Below are 15,077 nucleotides of genomic sequence, written 5' to 3' on the forward strand. Positions count from 1 at the left end.
TCATCAGCGCGCGCCGCCCAAAATGATCAGCAGCAGGCTGACCACCACCAGCGCAATGCCCACCCCCTCGCGGCGGCTTAGCCGTTCGTGAAAGACCAGCGCAGACACCAGCAGCGTGAACACAATCTCGACCTGGCCCAAGGCGCGCACATAGGCCGCGTTTTGCAGCGCAAAGGCGGTGAACCACCCCGCCGATCCTGCCACGCCCGTGATCCCCACCCAGATCGTGCGCCGCCATGCCGCCAGCACGCGGCGCAACTCTCCGGGTTCGCGCAGACGCAGGTATAGCGCCATGCCGATGGATTGCGCAAAGGTCACGCAGGCCAGCGTCACCACCGCGCGGGTAAAGGCCGCAAGGGGCAACAACTCTAACGTTGCGCCGCGGTAGCCGATGGCCGAAATGCCAAACAGCCCCCCCGCCAGCACACCGTAAACCGTGGCCCTGCTGCGCAAACCGCCGCCCGCAGGCGTGCGTGACAGCAAAAGCACCCCGGCCAGCCCGATCAGAATGGCAAGCCAACCCAACCCGCTGACCGCCTCGCCCAGAACCACCACCGAAAACAGCGCGACCTGCACCGTTTCGGTTTTGGTAAAGGCGACGCCCACCGCAAAATTGCGAAGCGAAAACAACGCCACCGTCAGGAAGGTCGCGGCGACCTGTGCCGCACCACCGGCCAGCGCGAAGATCCAAAACCGCGCACCCGGAAGCGGCACCGTCTCACCCGTCAGGCTTAGCGTCAGCGTGGCAGCCAGTGCCGCAATCGGCGCGCCGAACAAAAACCGCGAAAACGTAGCGCCTCCGGTTGAAAGCCCTGCCCCCTTCAGCCGTTTTTGCAACATGAAGCGCAGCGTCTGCACCAAGGCCGCCGCCAGTGTGACCCAGATCCAAAGCGCCATTACCGCACCGCCAGACGGGTCAGGTCATACCCGTTGAACGCCAGCACCTCGCGCGCCGCCCGCAACAGATCGGCGCGCCCGTCCGGGCTGCGCGACACGATCATCCCCCAGCGCCCCGAGGGCGTGCCAAGGGCGGCCACCCGGTAATCCTGATCCACCCACAGCACAAAGACCGGGTCGCGCCCAAAGCCGCTGTCGGGCGTGATCCGCCCGCCCGGCCCGGTCACCGTTGCGCGCCCCGACAGCGTCGTGGGGGCCGCGCCCGTGCAATCAACCCCGGTAAGGGCATAGGCCGCAGGCCCGGTCGCGCGCCAGTCCTGCACCGCCCCCGCACAGCCCGGTGTATGGCTTTCCAGCACATGCCAGCGCCCGGCAAACCGGCCCGGATCAAAAAGCGCCGCAGACGATATCCGCACCTCCTGATCGCGCCGCCCGCCGCTATCGGGCGCGCCCGTGCACCCCCCCAAAGCCGCCAAAAGCACCAGTGCTGCCCCTATTCCACGCATTCTGTCACCCGCATCCCCGAATTCGTCAGCACATCATTGCAGCCCGGCAGCGGTATGACCGGCGCGCAGGTCATCGACCGGGCAAGGCAGGCGCCCTCGCAATCGGCGTCACTGGTGCAGGACTTGCCCGCATCCTTCGGGGTGCGCTGGCAAATGAAGGCCCCCGCACCGCCCAGTTGCCGAAACGCGCCGCCGCCCTTTTCACAGGCACTACGCGCCAAGGCCACGCGGGCCGCGCCGACCGGCTCCAGCTTTGGGGTCGAGGGGTCGGGCTGGCAGGCCGCCAACATCAGCGCCAGTACCGCAAACCCTGCGTGTTTCAACTTTGGCCGCACCAACCGCCCCTTTTCACGTCAAAATGCCACCGCATGGCCCGATGTGTTCGCCCGATAGCCTTTATCGTGCTATCGGGCAATACCACCCCCGCCCCATCCGGCCCTACCGGGGCCACCCCCACCACCCCCACCACCGGCAAGGGGCGCGTCACCGCCTGCGCGGCGACCTTTGTGACCGGACCCAGCCCCGCAAGGATCGCCAGCGGTTGACAGGCCGCAAGCCGCACCCGATGCTGCCGCCAACTCCGGAGCATGCCTTGGCCTTTACCCTGCGTCAGTTGCAATTCTTTACCGCCGCCGCCGAACAGGGCAGCGTTTCAGGCGCAGCGCGGGTTCTGTCGATTTCGCAATCATCGGTAACCGAGGCGATCCGCGCGCTGGAGGACGACCTTGGCGTGAGGCTGTTTGAACGGCAGGCGCGGGGCTTGGAAATCACCCATAAGGGCAGCCTGTTCCTGCGCCACGCACGACAGATCCTGGCTGATGTATCCACCGCGCGGATGGCGTTTCGGGATGAGGCAGGACAGGCCAGGGGGCGGCTGTCGCTGGGGGTGACGTCGCTGGTGGCGGGTTATGTGCTGTCTGACATCCTGTCACGCTTTCGCCGCGCCCATCCGCAGGTAGAGCTGAACGTGATCGAGGATAACGGCGATTATCTTCAGCACCTGCTGATCGGCGGCGAACTGGATGTGGCGGTGCTGCTGACCTCATCGGTGCGTGACCGGATGGCGCTGCATGTGGAAACGCTGCTGGTGTCGCCCTACCGGCTGTGGTTGCCGCTGGGGCATCCGCTGGCCGAACAAGAGGCCATATCGCTGGACCAATTGGCGGGCGAGCCGCTGATTCAGCTGATGGTCGATGAAATCGAGGAAAGCACCGCGCACTTGATGCAGGCGCTTCAGGTGCGGCCCAATATCGCATTCCGCACCCGTTCGGTCGAGGCGGTGCGCAGTCTTGTGGCCACCGGTGCGGGCGTCGCCATTCTGCCCAGTCTGGTTTATCGGCCCTGGTCGCTAGAGGGCGACCGGATCGGCATTCGCGATGTGTCGGGCGATCTGCCGTCGGTTCAGGTCGGGTTGGCGTGGCGCAAGGGGGCGCCGCTGGCAACCCCCGCGCTGAACTTCGTGCGCTCGGCACAAAACGCGATCACCCACCGCTAAGCCATCGGTTTTTCCGATATCTCCTTTCTGCGTTTTGATATTGCGAAGATGCGGCGCCCCGTCCACCTTTTGCCCAAGAACCAAAAATCGGCAAGCCCGGCACATGCCCGGGCCTTTTGACAGGGAGCACTACCATGACCACCCGCACCAGCCGGAGCCTTGCCCACATCGCCCCAATCCTTCTGGCCAGCACCGCGCTAAGCCTGTGCCTGACCCCAGCCTTCGCCCAGGTTACCGCGCTTGGCGAACCCGAAGGGCAGGTCAACATCGTCGCTTGGCCCGGTTATATCGAGCGTGGCGAAACCGACCCCGCCTATGACTGGGTGACGAAATTCGAGGAAAGCACCGGCTGCAAGGTCAACGTCAAGACCGCCAACACCTCTGATGAGATGGTCGCGCTGATGAATGAGGGCGGGTTTGACCTAGTGACCGCCTCGGGCGACGCCAGCCTGCGGCTGGTCGCCGGCAAACGCGTGCAGCCGATCAACCTTGATCTGATCCCCTCGTGGAACACCGTTGATGACCGGCTGAAAGATGCGCCGTGGTATGTGGTCGATGGCGTGCATTACGGCGTGCCCTATCAATGGGGCCCCAATGTGCTGATGTACAACACGGACGTATTCAAAGAGCCGCCCACGTCCTGGAATGTCGTGTTTGAGGAAATGGAGCTGCCCGACGGCAAGTCGAACGTGGGCCGCGTTCAGGCCTATGACGGCCCGATCTATATTGCCGATGCCGCGCAATATCTGATGGCGCATCAGCCAGACCTTGGCATCACCTCGCCTTATGAGCTGAACGACGCGCAATATGCGGCGGCGCTTGATCTGCTGCGCGCGCAGCGCAAACTGGTTGCCCGGTATTGGCATGATAGCTTCATCCAGATTGATGACTTCAAAAATGAGGGCGTCGTCGCCTCGGGGTCGTGGCCGTTCCAGGTGAACCTGCTCAAGGGCGACGGCTTTCCGGTGGCCTCCACCATCCCGTCAGAGGGCGCTACAGGCTGGTCCGATACGACGATGATGCATGTCGATGCGGCAAACCCGACCTGCGCCTATAAATGGATCGAGCACAGCCTCAGCTCGAATCTGCAATCGGATCTGTCGGTCTGGTTTGGCGCCAACCCGGTCGTGCCGGCCGCCTGCACCGACGGGCGCGGCATTCAGACCGCCGAAGGGTGCAAGGCCAACGGCTTTGAGGATTTCGACAAGATCCGGTTCTGGACCACCCCCGTCTCTAACTGCGCGGCGGGCAATTGCGTGCCTTATTACCGCTGGGTGTCGGACTACATCGGTGTGATCGGCGGGCGCTAAGCCCCGCAAAACAAGGGCTGGGCACCTGCCCGGCCCGCACCGGCCCGGTTTGGCCGGCAAAGGAACAACCATGACCCATGCGGTAGAATTTCAGCGCGTTCTGCGCCGTTTCGGCCCGATCCTGGCCGTCGATCACGTCGATCTGACGATCGAGGAAGGCTCGTTCTTTGCGATGCTCGGACCTTCGGGGTCGGGCAAGACCACCTGCCTGCGGCTGATTTCGGGCTTTGAAAAACCCGATGCCGGGCAGGTGCGCATCTTTGGCCAGGATATGGGCACGGTGCCGCCGAACCTTCGGCAGGTGAACACCGTGTTTCAGGATTACGCCCTGTTTCCGCATATGAATGTGCGCGACAACGTGGCCTACGGCCTGATGGTGCGCGGCGAAAGCCGTACCACCCGCTACGCCCGCGCCGAGGAAATGCTGGCGCTGGTCAAGCTGGACAACTTTGCCGACCGCAAGCCGGGGCAGCTATCGGGGGGGCAGCGCCAGCGCGTCGCGTTGGCGCGTGCGCTGGTGGGTCAGCCGCGCGTGTTGCTGCTGGACGAGCCGCTGGGGGCGTTGGACCTGAAGCTGCGCGAGGCGATGCAGGACGAACTGAAAGCCTTGCAAAAGCGCCTTGGCATTACCTTTGTTTTTGTAACCCACGATCAGGGCGAGGCCCTGTCGATGGCCGATCGGCTGGCCGTATTTTCCAACGGCAAGATCGCCCAGATCGGCACCCCCGCCGATATTTACGACCGCCCCCGCACCCGCTTTGTGGCCGATTTCGTCGGCTCCTCAAACGTGTTGCCGCCCGAGGTAACCCAACGTCTGGGCGGCCCCGCCCGCTGGTCCAGCCTGCGCCCCGAGGCCCTGCGCCTTGCCCCGGCGGCAGGTGCGCCGCTGAATGGCCCCGTGACCGGCCTGCGGTATCTGGGGGCGGGCACGCGGCTGACCATCGCCCTGCCCGGCTTTGAGGTTGCGGCCCTGGTGCCGACCGGCCAGCCCCTGCCCGCCCCCGGCAGCGACGTGGGCCTGACCTTCCCCCCCGAGGCCCTTCACCTGATGGAGGAAGCATGACCGCCGCACCCGCATTGCAATCTGTCAGCCACCCCACACGGGGGTTGGGCGACCGGTTGACCGGTCTGTTCTGGCGCCGCCCGCGTCTATTGACCGCCCTTCTGATCGCGCCACCGTTGATCTGGCTGGGGGTGGTTTATCTGGGGTCGCTGGCCGCGCTGTTGCTGCAAAGCTTTTATTCCATTGACGAATTTTCCGGCATCGTCGTGCAGGAATTTACCCTGCGCACCTACGGCGAATTGTTCCGCCCGGCAAACCTGGACATCATCATCCGCACCACAACAATGGCGGCAAGCGTCACGCTGGCCTCGGCCGTGCTGGCCTTTCCCATCGCCTATTACGCGGCGCGCTATGCACGGGGCCGCTGGAAGGCGGCGTTCTATCTGGGGATCATGCTGCCGCTTTGGTCCAGCTATCTGGTCAAGGTCTATGCCTGGAAACTGATCCTTGCCAAAGAAGGTATCATCACCTGGGCCGCCGATAGCGTGGGGGCCACCCCGTTGCTGAACGCGGCACTGGCGCTGCCGGTGGTGGGCGGAAATTCCCTGTCCACCAGTTACATCGGCACCTTTCTGGTCTTTGTCTATGTCTGGCTGCCCTACATGATCCTGCCGATGCAGGCGGCGTTGGAGCGGGTTCCGAAATCCATGCTTGAGGCCTCGGCCGATCTGGGGGCGACATCCGGGCAGACGCTGCGCAAGGTGATCTTGCCGCTGGCAATGCCGGGGGTGATTGCCGGGTCGATCTTTACCTTTTCGCTGACGCTGGGGGATTACATCATCCCGCAGATCGTGGGCTCCTCGCGGCTGTTTATCGGGCAGGCGGTCTATCAGTTGCAAGGAACCGCCGGAAATATCCCCCTGGCCGCCGCCTTTGCGGTGGTGCCGATTGTGGTGATGCTGGTGTATCTTACGCTGGCAAAAAGACAGGGGGCCTTCGATGCGCTCTGACCGTGCCCCCCGTGGCCTGACGCTGGCCGCTATTGGCGGGCTGTTGTTCTTGCACCTGCCGATCGTGCTGATCTTCCTTTACGCCTTTACCACGGAGGAACGCACCTATCAGTTTCCGCCCCCCGGCCTGACGCTGAAATGGTTTGGCGTGGCATGGAGCCGCGCCGATATCTGGCCGCCGCTTTACCTGTCGCTGCGGGTTGCCGCGATATCCACCACCATGGCGCTGGTGCTGGGCACGTTTGCCGCCGCTGCAATGTCGCGGGCGCGGTTTTTCGGGCGCGATCAGATGAGCCTGTTGATTTTGCTGCCCATCGCGCTTCCCGGCATCATCACCGGCATGTCGCTGCGCTCGGCGTTCTCGGTCATGGATATTCCGTTTTCGACTTTTTCCATTGTGTTGGGCCACGCGACCTTCTGCATCGTCATCGTCTACAACAATGCCGTAGCCCGGTTTCGCCGCCTGTCCGGCCCCCTGGTCGAGGCGTCACTGGACCTGGGCGCAAACGGCTTTCAGACGTTTTGGCATGTGATCCTGCCCAACCTCGGGTCGGCGCTGCTGGCGGGGGGGATGCTGGCCTTTGCGCTGTCATTTGACGAGGTGATCGTGACCACCTTCACCGCGGGCCAGCAATCGACCCTGCCCATCTGGATGCTGAACGAACTGGTTCGCCCCCGCCAACGCCCCGTCACCAATGTCGTCGCCATCGTGGTTTTCGCCGCCACTTTCGTGCCGATCCTTATCGCCTATTACCTGACCCGCACTGGCCATGAAACGGCTGGCGGCGGCAAATAAAGGAACGTTTCCATGGATACCAAGACCATCGCCACCACACTTTTGATCGGCAACGCGTTCGAGGCCGGGGCGGAGACGCCCGAAACGATCCTCAACCCGCGCACCGGGGCTGCGCTGCTGGACATCCCCGAGGCGTCATCGGCGCAGATCGACCGCGCCGTGGCCGCCGCGCGCGCCGCCTTTGAGGGCTGGTCGCGCACCCCCCCGGCCGAACGCTCAGCCATCCTGCTGCGTATCGCAGACCGGATCGAGGCCGACGCGGCCGGCTTTGCAGCCCTTGAGGCGCTGAACTGCGGCAAACCGATCAACGCCGCACTGAACGACGAAATTCCCGCAATCGTTGATTGCTTTCGCTTTTCCGCGGGGGCTGTGCGCAACCAGCACGGCATGATCGCGGGCGAATACATGGCGGGTCACACCTCAATGGTGCGGCGCGATCCGATCGGGGTCGTGGCCTCGATTGCGCCGTGGAATTACCCACTGATGATGATGGCGTGGAAGCTGGCACCAGCGATTGGCGCCGGCAACACGGTGGTGTTCAAGCCGTCAGAACAAACCCCGCTGACGGCGCTTAAACTGGCGCGGATACTGGCCGATCTGCTGCCCGAAGGCGTGGTCAACATCATCGCCGGACGCGGGCATACGGTGGGCAACGCCCTGATCAACCATCCCGGTGTGGATATGATTTCGCTGACCGGCGATGTGGCAACGGGTAAAAAGATGCTGGATGCGGCCGCGAAAACCGTCAAACGCACCCATCTGGAACTGGGGGGCAAGGCCCCGGTCGTGGTCTTTGACGACGCCGATATCAGCGAGGTCGTCGAGGGGCTGCGCGCCTTCAGCTTTTATAACGCGGGTCAGGACTGCACCGCTGCCTGCCGGATCTATGCGGGCAAAAAGATCTATGAACGGCTGGTGGCCGATCTTTCCGCGGCTGCATCCTCGATCACCCTTGGCGCCGCAGATGACAGCACCAATGAAATTGGCCCGCTGATTTCACTGCGCCAGCGTGACCGTGTGGCCAGCTTTGTCGAACGCGCCCGCGAATTGCCGCATATCGAGATTACCGCCGGCGGCGCGCCGATGGATCAGGGGTTCTACTATCGCCCCACCGTGGTTGCGGGCGCGCGCCAGCAAGATGAAATTGTGCGCCGCGAAGTATTTGGCCCGGTCGTGTCGATCACACCATTTTCCGATGTGGAACAGGCGGTTACATGGGCCAATGACAGCGACTACGGGCTTGCCTCCTCGGTCTGGACACGCGATGTGGGCCGCGCCATGGCAACCGCTGCGCGGCTGCGCTATGGCTGCACATGGGTCAATACCCATTTCATGCTGGTTAATGAAATGCCGCATGGCGGGTTGAAGCAATCAGGCTATGGCAAAGACCTGTCCAGCTATTCGCTAGAGGATTATTCGGTCGTGCGTCACGTCATGGTCAAACACGGCTAGACCCTAGCGCACCAGAACCACCGGCACCTTGCACGACCGCACCATCGCGGTCGTGGTCGACCCGATGATCAGGCTGCGGATACGCGAATGACCGTAGGCGCCCATCACCACCAGATCAACGCCCGCCACCTCGACATGCGCGCCTAGCGCTGTGTCGGGCTGGCCGGGCAAGACCAGCGTTTCGGCCTTGGCCCCGGCGGCACGCATGATCGCCAGCGCATCCGCCAGCACCTTTTGCGCCTCGGCAGTGTCAGCGCCAACCCAGACCAGCGTCACCGACAGCCCGGCATAGACCGGGCTTTGCGCCACATGCGCCACCGCCTTCGTTGACGAAGCCCCCCCGTCGCAGGCCACCAGCACCGTGCCCACCGCCCGAAACGCGCGCGAGGCTACCAGCACCGGTTTATGGCTGGCGCGCACGATCCGCTCCAGATTCGAGCCCAGATGCCCCTTGGCAAAATCCGCAGCCTCGCCGCGTTTGCCGATCACGATCATTGCGGCCCCGGCCTCTTGCGTGGCCACCGCCTCAACGATGTCACCGTGGCGCAGCCTTGTGGAAACGTCGCGCACACCCGCCGCCTCGACCCGCGCTTTCGCGTCATCCAACAGGGCGCGGCCATGGTGTTGCATCAGCTTGGCGCGCTTTTCATCCAGCGAGGCCAGTTCCTGCAAAAGGGCGGTGCGTGCGCCCAGCCTGATCGAACCCGACAGATCCGCCCCCGCAACACCCTCGGGGCGGGCCAGCACATGCATAACCTCTACCGGCGCCCCGGCGCGCGTGGCGACCCAAGCCGCATGGTCACAAACCGAATGTGAATAGATCGAGCCATCCACCAGCGCGATGATCTTGTCACTCATCCGTCTCTCCTCAATGCGTGCCCAATGGGTCCATGCCGCCGGGTTTGTCATGCAGCGCCAGCCGGTCAACAATGGTTTCAGAGGCCGCGTTCATGCCGACGATCTGCACCTCGGCCCCTTCGCGGCGAAATTTCAGCACCGCCATATCCAGCGCGGCCACCGAAGAAATATCCCAGATATGGGCGGCCGATACGTCAATCGTTACCCGCTCCAACGCCTCGCGGAAATCGAAGGCGGCCATGAAATCTTCGACGCTGGCGTAGAAAAGCTGCCCTTCGACCACATAGACCCGTTCACGGCCATCGGCAGACAGGGTGGAGTGCACTCGGAACAGCTGCGCGATCTTGCCCGCAAAGAAGATCCCCGACAAAAGCACCCCGACCAGCACGCCAATCGCCAGGTTATGGGTAAAGACCACGAAAGCCACCGTCGCCAGCATCACCACCGAAGACGATTTCGGATGCGTGCGCAGATGCTTGATCGACGACCAGCTGAACGTCCCGATCGAAACCATGATCATGATCGCTACCAGCGCCGCCATGGGTATCTGACCCACCCAATCGCCCAGAACCACGATCAGGAACAACAGCATCACCCCCGCCATAAAGGTTGAAAGCCGCCCCCGCCCGCCGGATTTCACGTTGATCATCGACTGACCGATCATCGCACAACCGGCCATGCCACCGATAAACCCGGTCGCCGCATTGGCCAGTCCCTGCCCCACACATTCCATCGTCCGGTTGGACGTGGTGTCGGTCAGATCATCGACAATCTGCTGCGTCATCAGGCTTTCCAACAGCCCGACCACCGCGACCGCGATGGAATAGGGCAGGATGATCGTCAATGTCTCGAATGTCAGCGGCACATCGGGTATCAGAAAACTGGGGAAAGCATCAGGCAAATCGCCCATATCGCCCACCGTGCGCACATCCCAGCCAAAGGCCAGCGTCAGCGCCGTCAGCACCACGATAGTAACCAACGGCGAGGGTACTGCGGTGGTCAGCCGAGGCAGCAGATAGATGATCGCCAGCGCAGCGGCGACCAGCGCATAGGTCAGCGCGCCCACCCGCGCCGGGTCCAGTTCCGGCAGTTGCGCCATGAAAATCAAGATCGCCAGCGCGTTCACAAACCCCGTCATCACCGATTTGGACACAAACCGCATGACCCGGCCCAACCGCAGCGCCCCCGCGCCCATCTGCAACAGTCCCGCCATGACCGTAGCCGCCAGCAGGTAATCCAGCCCATGCGCCTTCACAAGGCTTCCCATCAGCACCGCCGTCGCCGCCGTCGCCGCCGAAATCATCCCCGGACGACCCCCCGCAAAGGCGGTAATCACCGCGATCGAGAAGCTGGCGTAAAGCCCTACTTTCGGGTCCACCCCCGCAATGATCGAAAAGGCAATCGCTTCGGGAATCAGCGCGAGGGCCACCACCAGCCCCGACAGGATGTCGCCCCGGATATTGCCGAACCACTCGGCGCGGTAGGTGTCGATTGAGATCATGAAAGTCCTGTTGTCCGGCCCGGCGCGCGTTTGCGCCCTGGGGCTACCAATAAATTATCCGGCGGATCGGCGGCCGGAAGAGCCACCCAAAGCGCGTGCGCCAGGGTCCTGATGAGGCCCGCCCAATACCGGACATGACCGCAAATGCCAACCCGGCACCCGCAGGCATCTTGCGCCCCGCCGCCTTGGGCCGCATCATGCAGCCAACCCAAGGAGAGCCAGATGGATCTGACACGCCTGCGCCTGCGGCTTTATTTCGGAGAAGACTTCATGTTCGGCCCCGGCAAGGCCGACCTGCTGGAGGCGATCGCGGCAGAAGGCTCGATCTCGGCGGCGGGTCGAAAGATGAAGATGAGCTATAAACGCGCCTGGATGCTGGTCGAAGCGATGAACGCCGCCTTCCGCGACCCGCTGATCGACAGCACCAGAGGTGGCCCGCAAGGCGGCGGCGCGCGCCTGACCGAAGCGGGCGCGCAGGTGCTGGCCCATTACCGCGCGCTTGAAGCCGTGGTCAGCGACGCGGGCGCGGCGCAAATCGACGGCCTGACCACCCTTTTGAAGGATTGAACCGGTCACGGAAACAGCCTTGAAAACCCACAAGAAGCGATGGCTTTCAATGCATTGCGCAAGATGAAAGAATGGTGGCGAGGGGGGGACTTGAACCCCCGACCCCGCGATTATGAGTCGCGTGCTCTAACCAGCTGAGCTACCTCGCCATTCGCCCGCGTTCCTAAGCGAGGCTTCCGAACCCGTCAAGGGCTTGCGTTCAAATTCCGTAATAGCTTCGATACCATGTCACAAATTGCGCGATGCCCGTGCGCAGCGCCGTTTGCGGCCGGTACCCGGTCAACTGCTGTAAAAGGCGGTTGTCAGCCCAGGTTGCGCGCACATCGCCCTTTTGCATTTCCATATAGTTGCGTATGGCGGTGACACCGCACGCCTCTTCGATCGCAGCGATGAAATCACCCAGCGCCACCTTTTCACCATTGCCGATATTGACCACCCGCCAGGGTGCCACGGGTGACAGGCTGTCGGCCTCGGACACCGGCTTGCCGCGTTCGGGCACCTGATCCAGCAACAGCCGGATCCCGCGCACCAGATCGGTGACATAGGTGAAATCACGAAACATCTGGCCGTGGCCGTAAACATCAATCGGCTCGCCGGCGAGTATCGCACGGGTAAACTTGATCGGCGCCATGTCGGGCCGCCCCCATGGGCCGTAAACCGTAAAGAAGCGAAAACAGGTGGTGGGGATGGCGTGCAGATCAGCGTAGGCATGGCTCATCGCCTCAGACGCTTTCTTGGTGGCAGCATATAGCGATACCTGGCTGTCGGCCTTGTCGATTTCGCGGTAGGGCATCTGGGTGTTGGCGCCATATACCGACGAGGTCGATGCAATCAGCAGATGCTTTACCTTGGCTATCCGGGCCGCCTCCATAACGTTGAAAGTGCCGTCGATATTGGCCGACAGGTAGCTTCGCGGCGCCTCAAGACTATAGCGAACCCCCGCCTGTGCCGCGAGATGCACAATCATCTCTGGCCCGACATCGGCTATATCGGCCATCAAAACGGCCTCATCTTCCAGCATGGCCTCTGTTGCGGAAAAATTCGGATGGCGACGCAGGATTGCATGACGGTTTCGTTTCAGATCCACATCATAATATGGCGTCATGCCATCAAAACCATGCACCCGAAAGCCCTCTGCCAGCAACCGCTCAGCCAGGTGAAATCCGATAAAACCTGCCGTCCCCGTCACATAAATACACCGCATGGATCCACCCTGTGATTATACCGCGCACCGCCCTAAATACGCGGCAATAAAGCACGGGCACCCTGGTCAAGGAAACCCGCGCCATACTTCACGCCGACAATGCGGCTACGATGCCGCCCACGACATCGCCCAAAATCGCGTCATCCTCACATTCAGCCATGACACGAATTAGGGGCTCGGTCCCCGATTTTCGGATCAACAACCGCCCCTTACCCTGCAAACGGGCCTCGGCATCGGCAATTGCCGCCTGCACCGACGCTGCGCTCAGCGGTTCTTGCCCGGCGGCGTAACGGACGTTTGTCAGCATTTGCGGCACCGTCTCGAATTGGCGCACGAGGTCGCTGGCGCGCTCGCCCGTCTCAACCATTGCGGCCAAAAACTGTAGCCCGGCGATCAATCCATCCCCGGTCGTGGCGTAATCGGTCATCACGATATGGCCCGATTGCTCGCCGCCAAGGTTGAAGCCGCCCGCGCGCATCCGTTCAACCACATAGCGATCTCCCACCTTTGTGCGTTCAAGACGCAGGCCCCGCCCCTCTAAAAACCGCTCCAGCCCAAGGTTGGACATCACGGTTGCCACCAATGCCCCGCCGCGCAACTGCCCCGCGTCGGCCCAACGGGCAGCCAGCAGCGCCATGATCTGGTCGCCGTCCGCCACGCGCCCGGTTTCATCGAGGATCATCACCCGGTCAGCGTCGCCATCAAGACTGATGCCCAGATCGGCACCGTGCGCGACCACCGCCTCGGCGGCGGTGTCGGTATGGGTCGATCCGCAGCGGTCGTTGATATTGTGGCCGTTTGGCGCCACGCCGACCGGTATCACCTCGGCGCCCAATTCCCACAGTACTTCGGGGGCGGCGCGGTAGGCGGCACCATTGGCGCAGTCAACCACGACTTTCAGCCCTGCCAACTGCCCCCTTCTGGGAAACGTGGTCTTGGCGTATTCGATATAGCGGCCCAAGCCGTCATCAATCCGCTTGGCGCGGCCAATGTTTTGCGGCTGGGCGGGGGTGATCGCAGAGCCGACGATCTGTTCGATTTCGGCCTCGGCCTCATCCGAGAGTTTGAACCCGTCAGGTCCGAAAAACTTGATACCGTTGTCCTCGGCCGGATTATGGCTGGCCGAAATCATGATGCCGATGTCGGCGCGCATGCTGCGGGTCAGGAATCCGACCGCAGGGGTTGGCACCGGGCCCAGCAACAAAACGTTCATCCCGGTGCTGGTCAGGCCCGCAGTCAGCGCGTTTTCCAGCATATAGCCTGACAGCCGCGTATCCTTGCCAATCACCACGCGGTGGGCATTGCGCCCGTCACGGCGGAAATAACGGCCGGCGGCAGCCCCGAGTTTCAGTGCCATTTCTGCCGTCATCGGCCAGCTGTTGGCTTGGCCCCGCACCCCATCGGTGCCAAAAAGCTTGCGCGTCATACCCTGTCTCCTATCGTTACCGCCTGCCACAGGCGCACCCCTTGGGCGACCTCGGCCACATCATGAACCCGGTGCATCTGCACCCCCTGCGACAGCCCCGCCAGCGTCAGCGCCAAGGTGCCGGGGGCGCGGTCCTCGGCCACCTCGGCACCACCGATACTGCCGATAAAGCGTTTGCGCGATACGCCCAGCAAAACCGCGCAACCCAGACCGTGAAACAGGCTCAGGCCCCGCAGCAGTGTCAGGTTATGCGCCTCGGTTTTGCCAAAGCCGATGCCGGGGTCAACAAGAATCCGGTTGCGGACAATCCCCGCTGTCTCGGCCAGCGTCAGCCGCGCCTCAAGGTAGTCATATACATCCAGCAGCACATTGTCATAACGGGGCGCTAACTGCATGGTCTGCGGCGTGCCTTGCGCGTGCATCAGGCAGACAGGCGCGCCGCTTTGCGCGATCAGAGTGGCCATCCTCGCATCATGGCCCAGTGCCGACACATCATTGACCAGATCCGCCCCCGCCGCCAGCGCGGCCCGCGCCACCGCGGCCTTGCGCGTGTCAACCGAGATTGCGCCCGTAAAGCCCCCCGCCCGCAACGCCGAAATGACAGGTGCTGTGCGCGCGATCTCATCGGCATCCGCAACAAAGGCGGCACCGGGACGGGTGGATTCGCCGCCGATATCCAGAACGTCAGCGCCCGCCGCCGCCATCGCCATGGCCTGTGCCAGTGCGCGCTGAGGCGTGTTGAACCGACCGCCATCCGAAAAGCTGTCCGGCGTCACGTTAAGGATGCCCATGATCCGCGGGCGATCAAACACCAGCCCCGCCAAGGGCGCGCGCGGCGCGGTCAGCCTGGCCGCAATGGGCGCGGGAAGATCGTGCGCCGCCATTTCGCCCCGCGATCCGGCGCGGCTCAGCACCTCGACCGAGGCAAACCATCCCCAGCCCCCCGCCAGCACCCGCGCGTCTTTCGGGCGCAGCGCGTCGGTTTGAACGATTGGGCGGTAATAGAGTTTATCCATGCGCCGCGTTTCACCCGATTGCGGGCGGCTTGGCAA

Annotated in this window: 16 protein-coding genes, 1 tRNA gene and 1 other annotated feature; of the genes, 8 read left to right on the plus strand and 9 right to left on the minus strand. The window is 63.2% G+C overall.

Features of this window, described 5'->3' with window-relative positions; genetic code table 11:
* Positions 1 to 3: 3 nt before the first annotated feature.
* The 3 genes from ACM62R_RS10645 to ACM62R_RS10655 are packed head-to-tail and all read right to left on the minus strand — an operon-like array spanning position 4 to position 1,738.
* Positions 4 to 897 carry an EamA/RhaT family transporter gene (locus ACM62R_RS10645; protein ID WP_415184032.1) on the minus strand — a complete coding sequence of 298 codons (894 nt, stop codon included), beginning with the start codon at positions 895 to 897 and terminating at the stop codon, positions 4 to 6.
* Positions 897 to 1,403, minus strand: a complete 507-nt coding sequence (locus tag ACM62R_RS10650) for a lipocalin (RefSeq protein WP_415184033.1) — start codon at positions 1,401 to 1,403, stop codon at positions 897 to 899. Before ACM62R_RS10650 ends, ACM62R_RS10645 begins: the two co-directional genes overlap by 1 nt.
* Positions 1,391 to 1,738 (minus strand): hypothetical protein, encoded by a 348-nt coding sequence (locus ACM62R_RS10655; protein WP_415184034.1) that lies wholly within the window; start codon positions 1,736 to 1,738, stop codon positions 1,391 to 1,393. The genes ACM62R_RS10650 and ACM62R_RS10655 overlap by 13 nt, the downstream gene beginning before the upstream one ends.
* 33 nt (positions 1,739 to 1,771) lie before the next feature.
* Here ACM62R_RS10655 and ACM62R_RS10660 point away from each other — a divergent pair, with 33 nt between their 5' ends.
* The 7 genes from ACM62R_RS10660 (at position 1,772) to ACM62R_RS10690 (ending at position 8,469) form a co-directional block, all read left to right on the plus strand.
* Positions 1,772 to 1,948, plus strand: coding sequence for a hypothetical protein (locus tag ACM62R_RS10660; RefSeq protein ID WP_415184035.1), 177 nt, complete (start codon positions 1,772 to 1,774; stop codon positions 1,946 to 1,948).
* A 47-nt stretch (positions 1,949 to 1,995) separates the two neighbouring features.
* Positions 1,996 to 2,898, plus strand: a complete 903-nt coding sequence (locus ACM62R_RS10665; RefSeq protein WP_415184036.1) for a LysR family transcriptional regulator — start codon at positions 1,996 to 1,998, stop codon at positions 2,896 to 2,898.
* A 134-nt stretch (positions 2,899 to 3,032) separates the two neighbouring features.
* The gene (locus ACM62R_RS10670; protein WP_415184037.1) at positions 3,033 to 4,208 is read left to right on the plus strand and encodes an ABC transporter substrate-binding protein; all 1,176 of its coding nucleotides are present in this window, start codon (positions 3,033 to 3,035) and stop codon (positions 4,206 to 4,208) included.
* Between the two features lie 70 nt (positions 4,209 to 4,278).
* Positions 4,279 to 5,271: an ABC transporter ATP-binding protein gene (locus tag ACM62R_RS10675; protein ID WP_415184038.1), complete on the plus strand. Its 993-nt coding sequence runs from the start codon at positions 4,279 to 4,281 to the stop codon at positions 5,269 to 5,271.
* Entirely contained in the window at positions 5,268 to 6,221 is a 954-nt protein-coding gene (locus tag ACM62R_RS10680; protein WP_415184039.1) for an ABC transporter permease, read from the plus strand. Before ACM62R_RS10675 ends, ACM62R_RS10680 begins: the two co-directional genes overlap by 4 nt.
* Positions 6,211 to 7,017 (plus strand): ABC transporter permease, encoded by an 807-nt coding sequence (locus ACM62R_RS10685; RefSeq protein WP_415184040.1) that lies wholly within the window; start codon positions 6,211 to 6,213, stop codon positions 7,015 to 7,017. Before ACM62R_RS10680 ends, ACM62R_RS10685 begins: the two co-directional genes overlap by 11 nt.
* Before the next feature lie 27 nt (positions 7,018 to 7,044).
* Complete coding sequence (locus ACM62R_RS10690; RefSeq protein ID WP_415184061.1) at positions 7,045 to 8,469, plus strand: gamma-aminobutyraldehyde dehydrogenase; 1,425 nt, start codon at positions 7,045 to 7,047, stop codon at positions 8,467 to 8,469.
* Between the two features lie 3 nt (positions 8,470 to 8,472).
* On the opposite strand, the gene ACM62R_RS10695 is transcribed toward ACM62R_RS10690, so the two are convergent.
* Together ACM62R_RS10695 and ACM62R_RS10700 are read right to left on the minus strand one after the other, a co-directional pair.
* A complete protein-coding gene (locus tag ACM62R_RS10695; protein ID WP_415184041.1) occupies positions 8,473 to 9,327 on the minus strand; it encodes a universal stress protein in 855 nt (284 codons plus the stop codon).
* Between the two features lie 10 nt (positions 9,328 to 9,337).
* Positions 9,338 to 10,828: a SulP family inorganic anion transporter gene (locus ACM62R_RS10700; RefSeq protein WP_415184042.1), complete on the minus strand. Its 1,491-nt coding sequence runs from the start codon at positions 10,826 to 10,828 to the stop codon at positions 9,338 to 9,340.
* A gap of 52 nt (positions 10,829 to 10,880) precedes the next feature.
* Positions 10,881 to 10,940, minus strand: a sequence feature (sul1 is cis-regulatory element that is thought to sense ions involved in sulfur or methionine metabolism; They are found in Alphaproteobacteria).
* Between the two features lie 110 nt (positions 10,941 to 11,050).
* On the opposite strand from ACM62R_RS10700, the gene ACM62R_RS10705 reads away from it, so the two are divergent.
* Positions 11,051 to 11,395, plus strand: coding sequence for a winged helix-turn-helix domain-containing protein (locus ACM62R_RS10705; RefSeq protein ID WP_415184043.1), 345 nt, complete (start codon positions 11,051 to 11,053; stop codon positions 11,393 to 11,395).
* A 72-nt stretch (positions 11,396 to 11,467) separates the two neighbouring features.
* Here the strand turns inward: ACM62R_RS10705 and ACM62R_RS10710 are convergent.
* The 4 genes from ACM62R_RS10710 to folP form a co-directional block, all read right to left on the minus strand.
* Positions 11,468 to 11,544 (minus strand) — tRNA-Met (locus tag ACM62R_RS10710).
* A gap of 50 nt (positions 11,545 to 11,594) precedes the next feature.
* On the minus strand, positions 11,595 to 12,599 hold the full coding sequence (locus tag ACM62R_RS10715) for an NAD-dependent epimerase/dehydratase family protein (protein WP_415184044.1): 1,005 nt from the start codon (positions 12,597 to 12,599) through the stop codon (positions 11,595 to 11,597).
* 88 nt (positions 12,600 to 12,687) lie between these two features.
* Positions 12,688 to 14,025: a phosphoglucosamine mutase gene (gene glmM / locus ACM62R_RS10720; protein ID WP_415184045.1), complete on the minus strand. Its 1,338-nt coding sequence runs from the start codon at positions 14,023 to 14,025 to the stop codon at positions 12,688 to 12,690.
* Positions 14,022 to 15,041 (minus strand): dihydropteroate synthase, encoded by a 1,020-nt coding sequence (gene folP / locus ACM62R_RS10725; protein WP_415184046.1) that lies wholly within the window; start codon positions 15,039 to 15,041, stop codon positions 14,022 to 14,024. The genes glmM and folP overlap by 4 nt, the downstream gene beginning before the upstream one ends.
* Positions 15,042 to 15,077 lie beyond the last annotated feature (36 nt).

The sequence above is a fragment of the Phaeovulum sp. genome, assembly GCF_047638075.1.
Taxonomy (GTDB): Bacteria; Pseudomonadota; Alphaproteobacteria; order Rhodobacterales; family Rhodobacteraceae; genus UBA6197.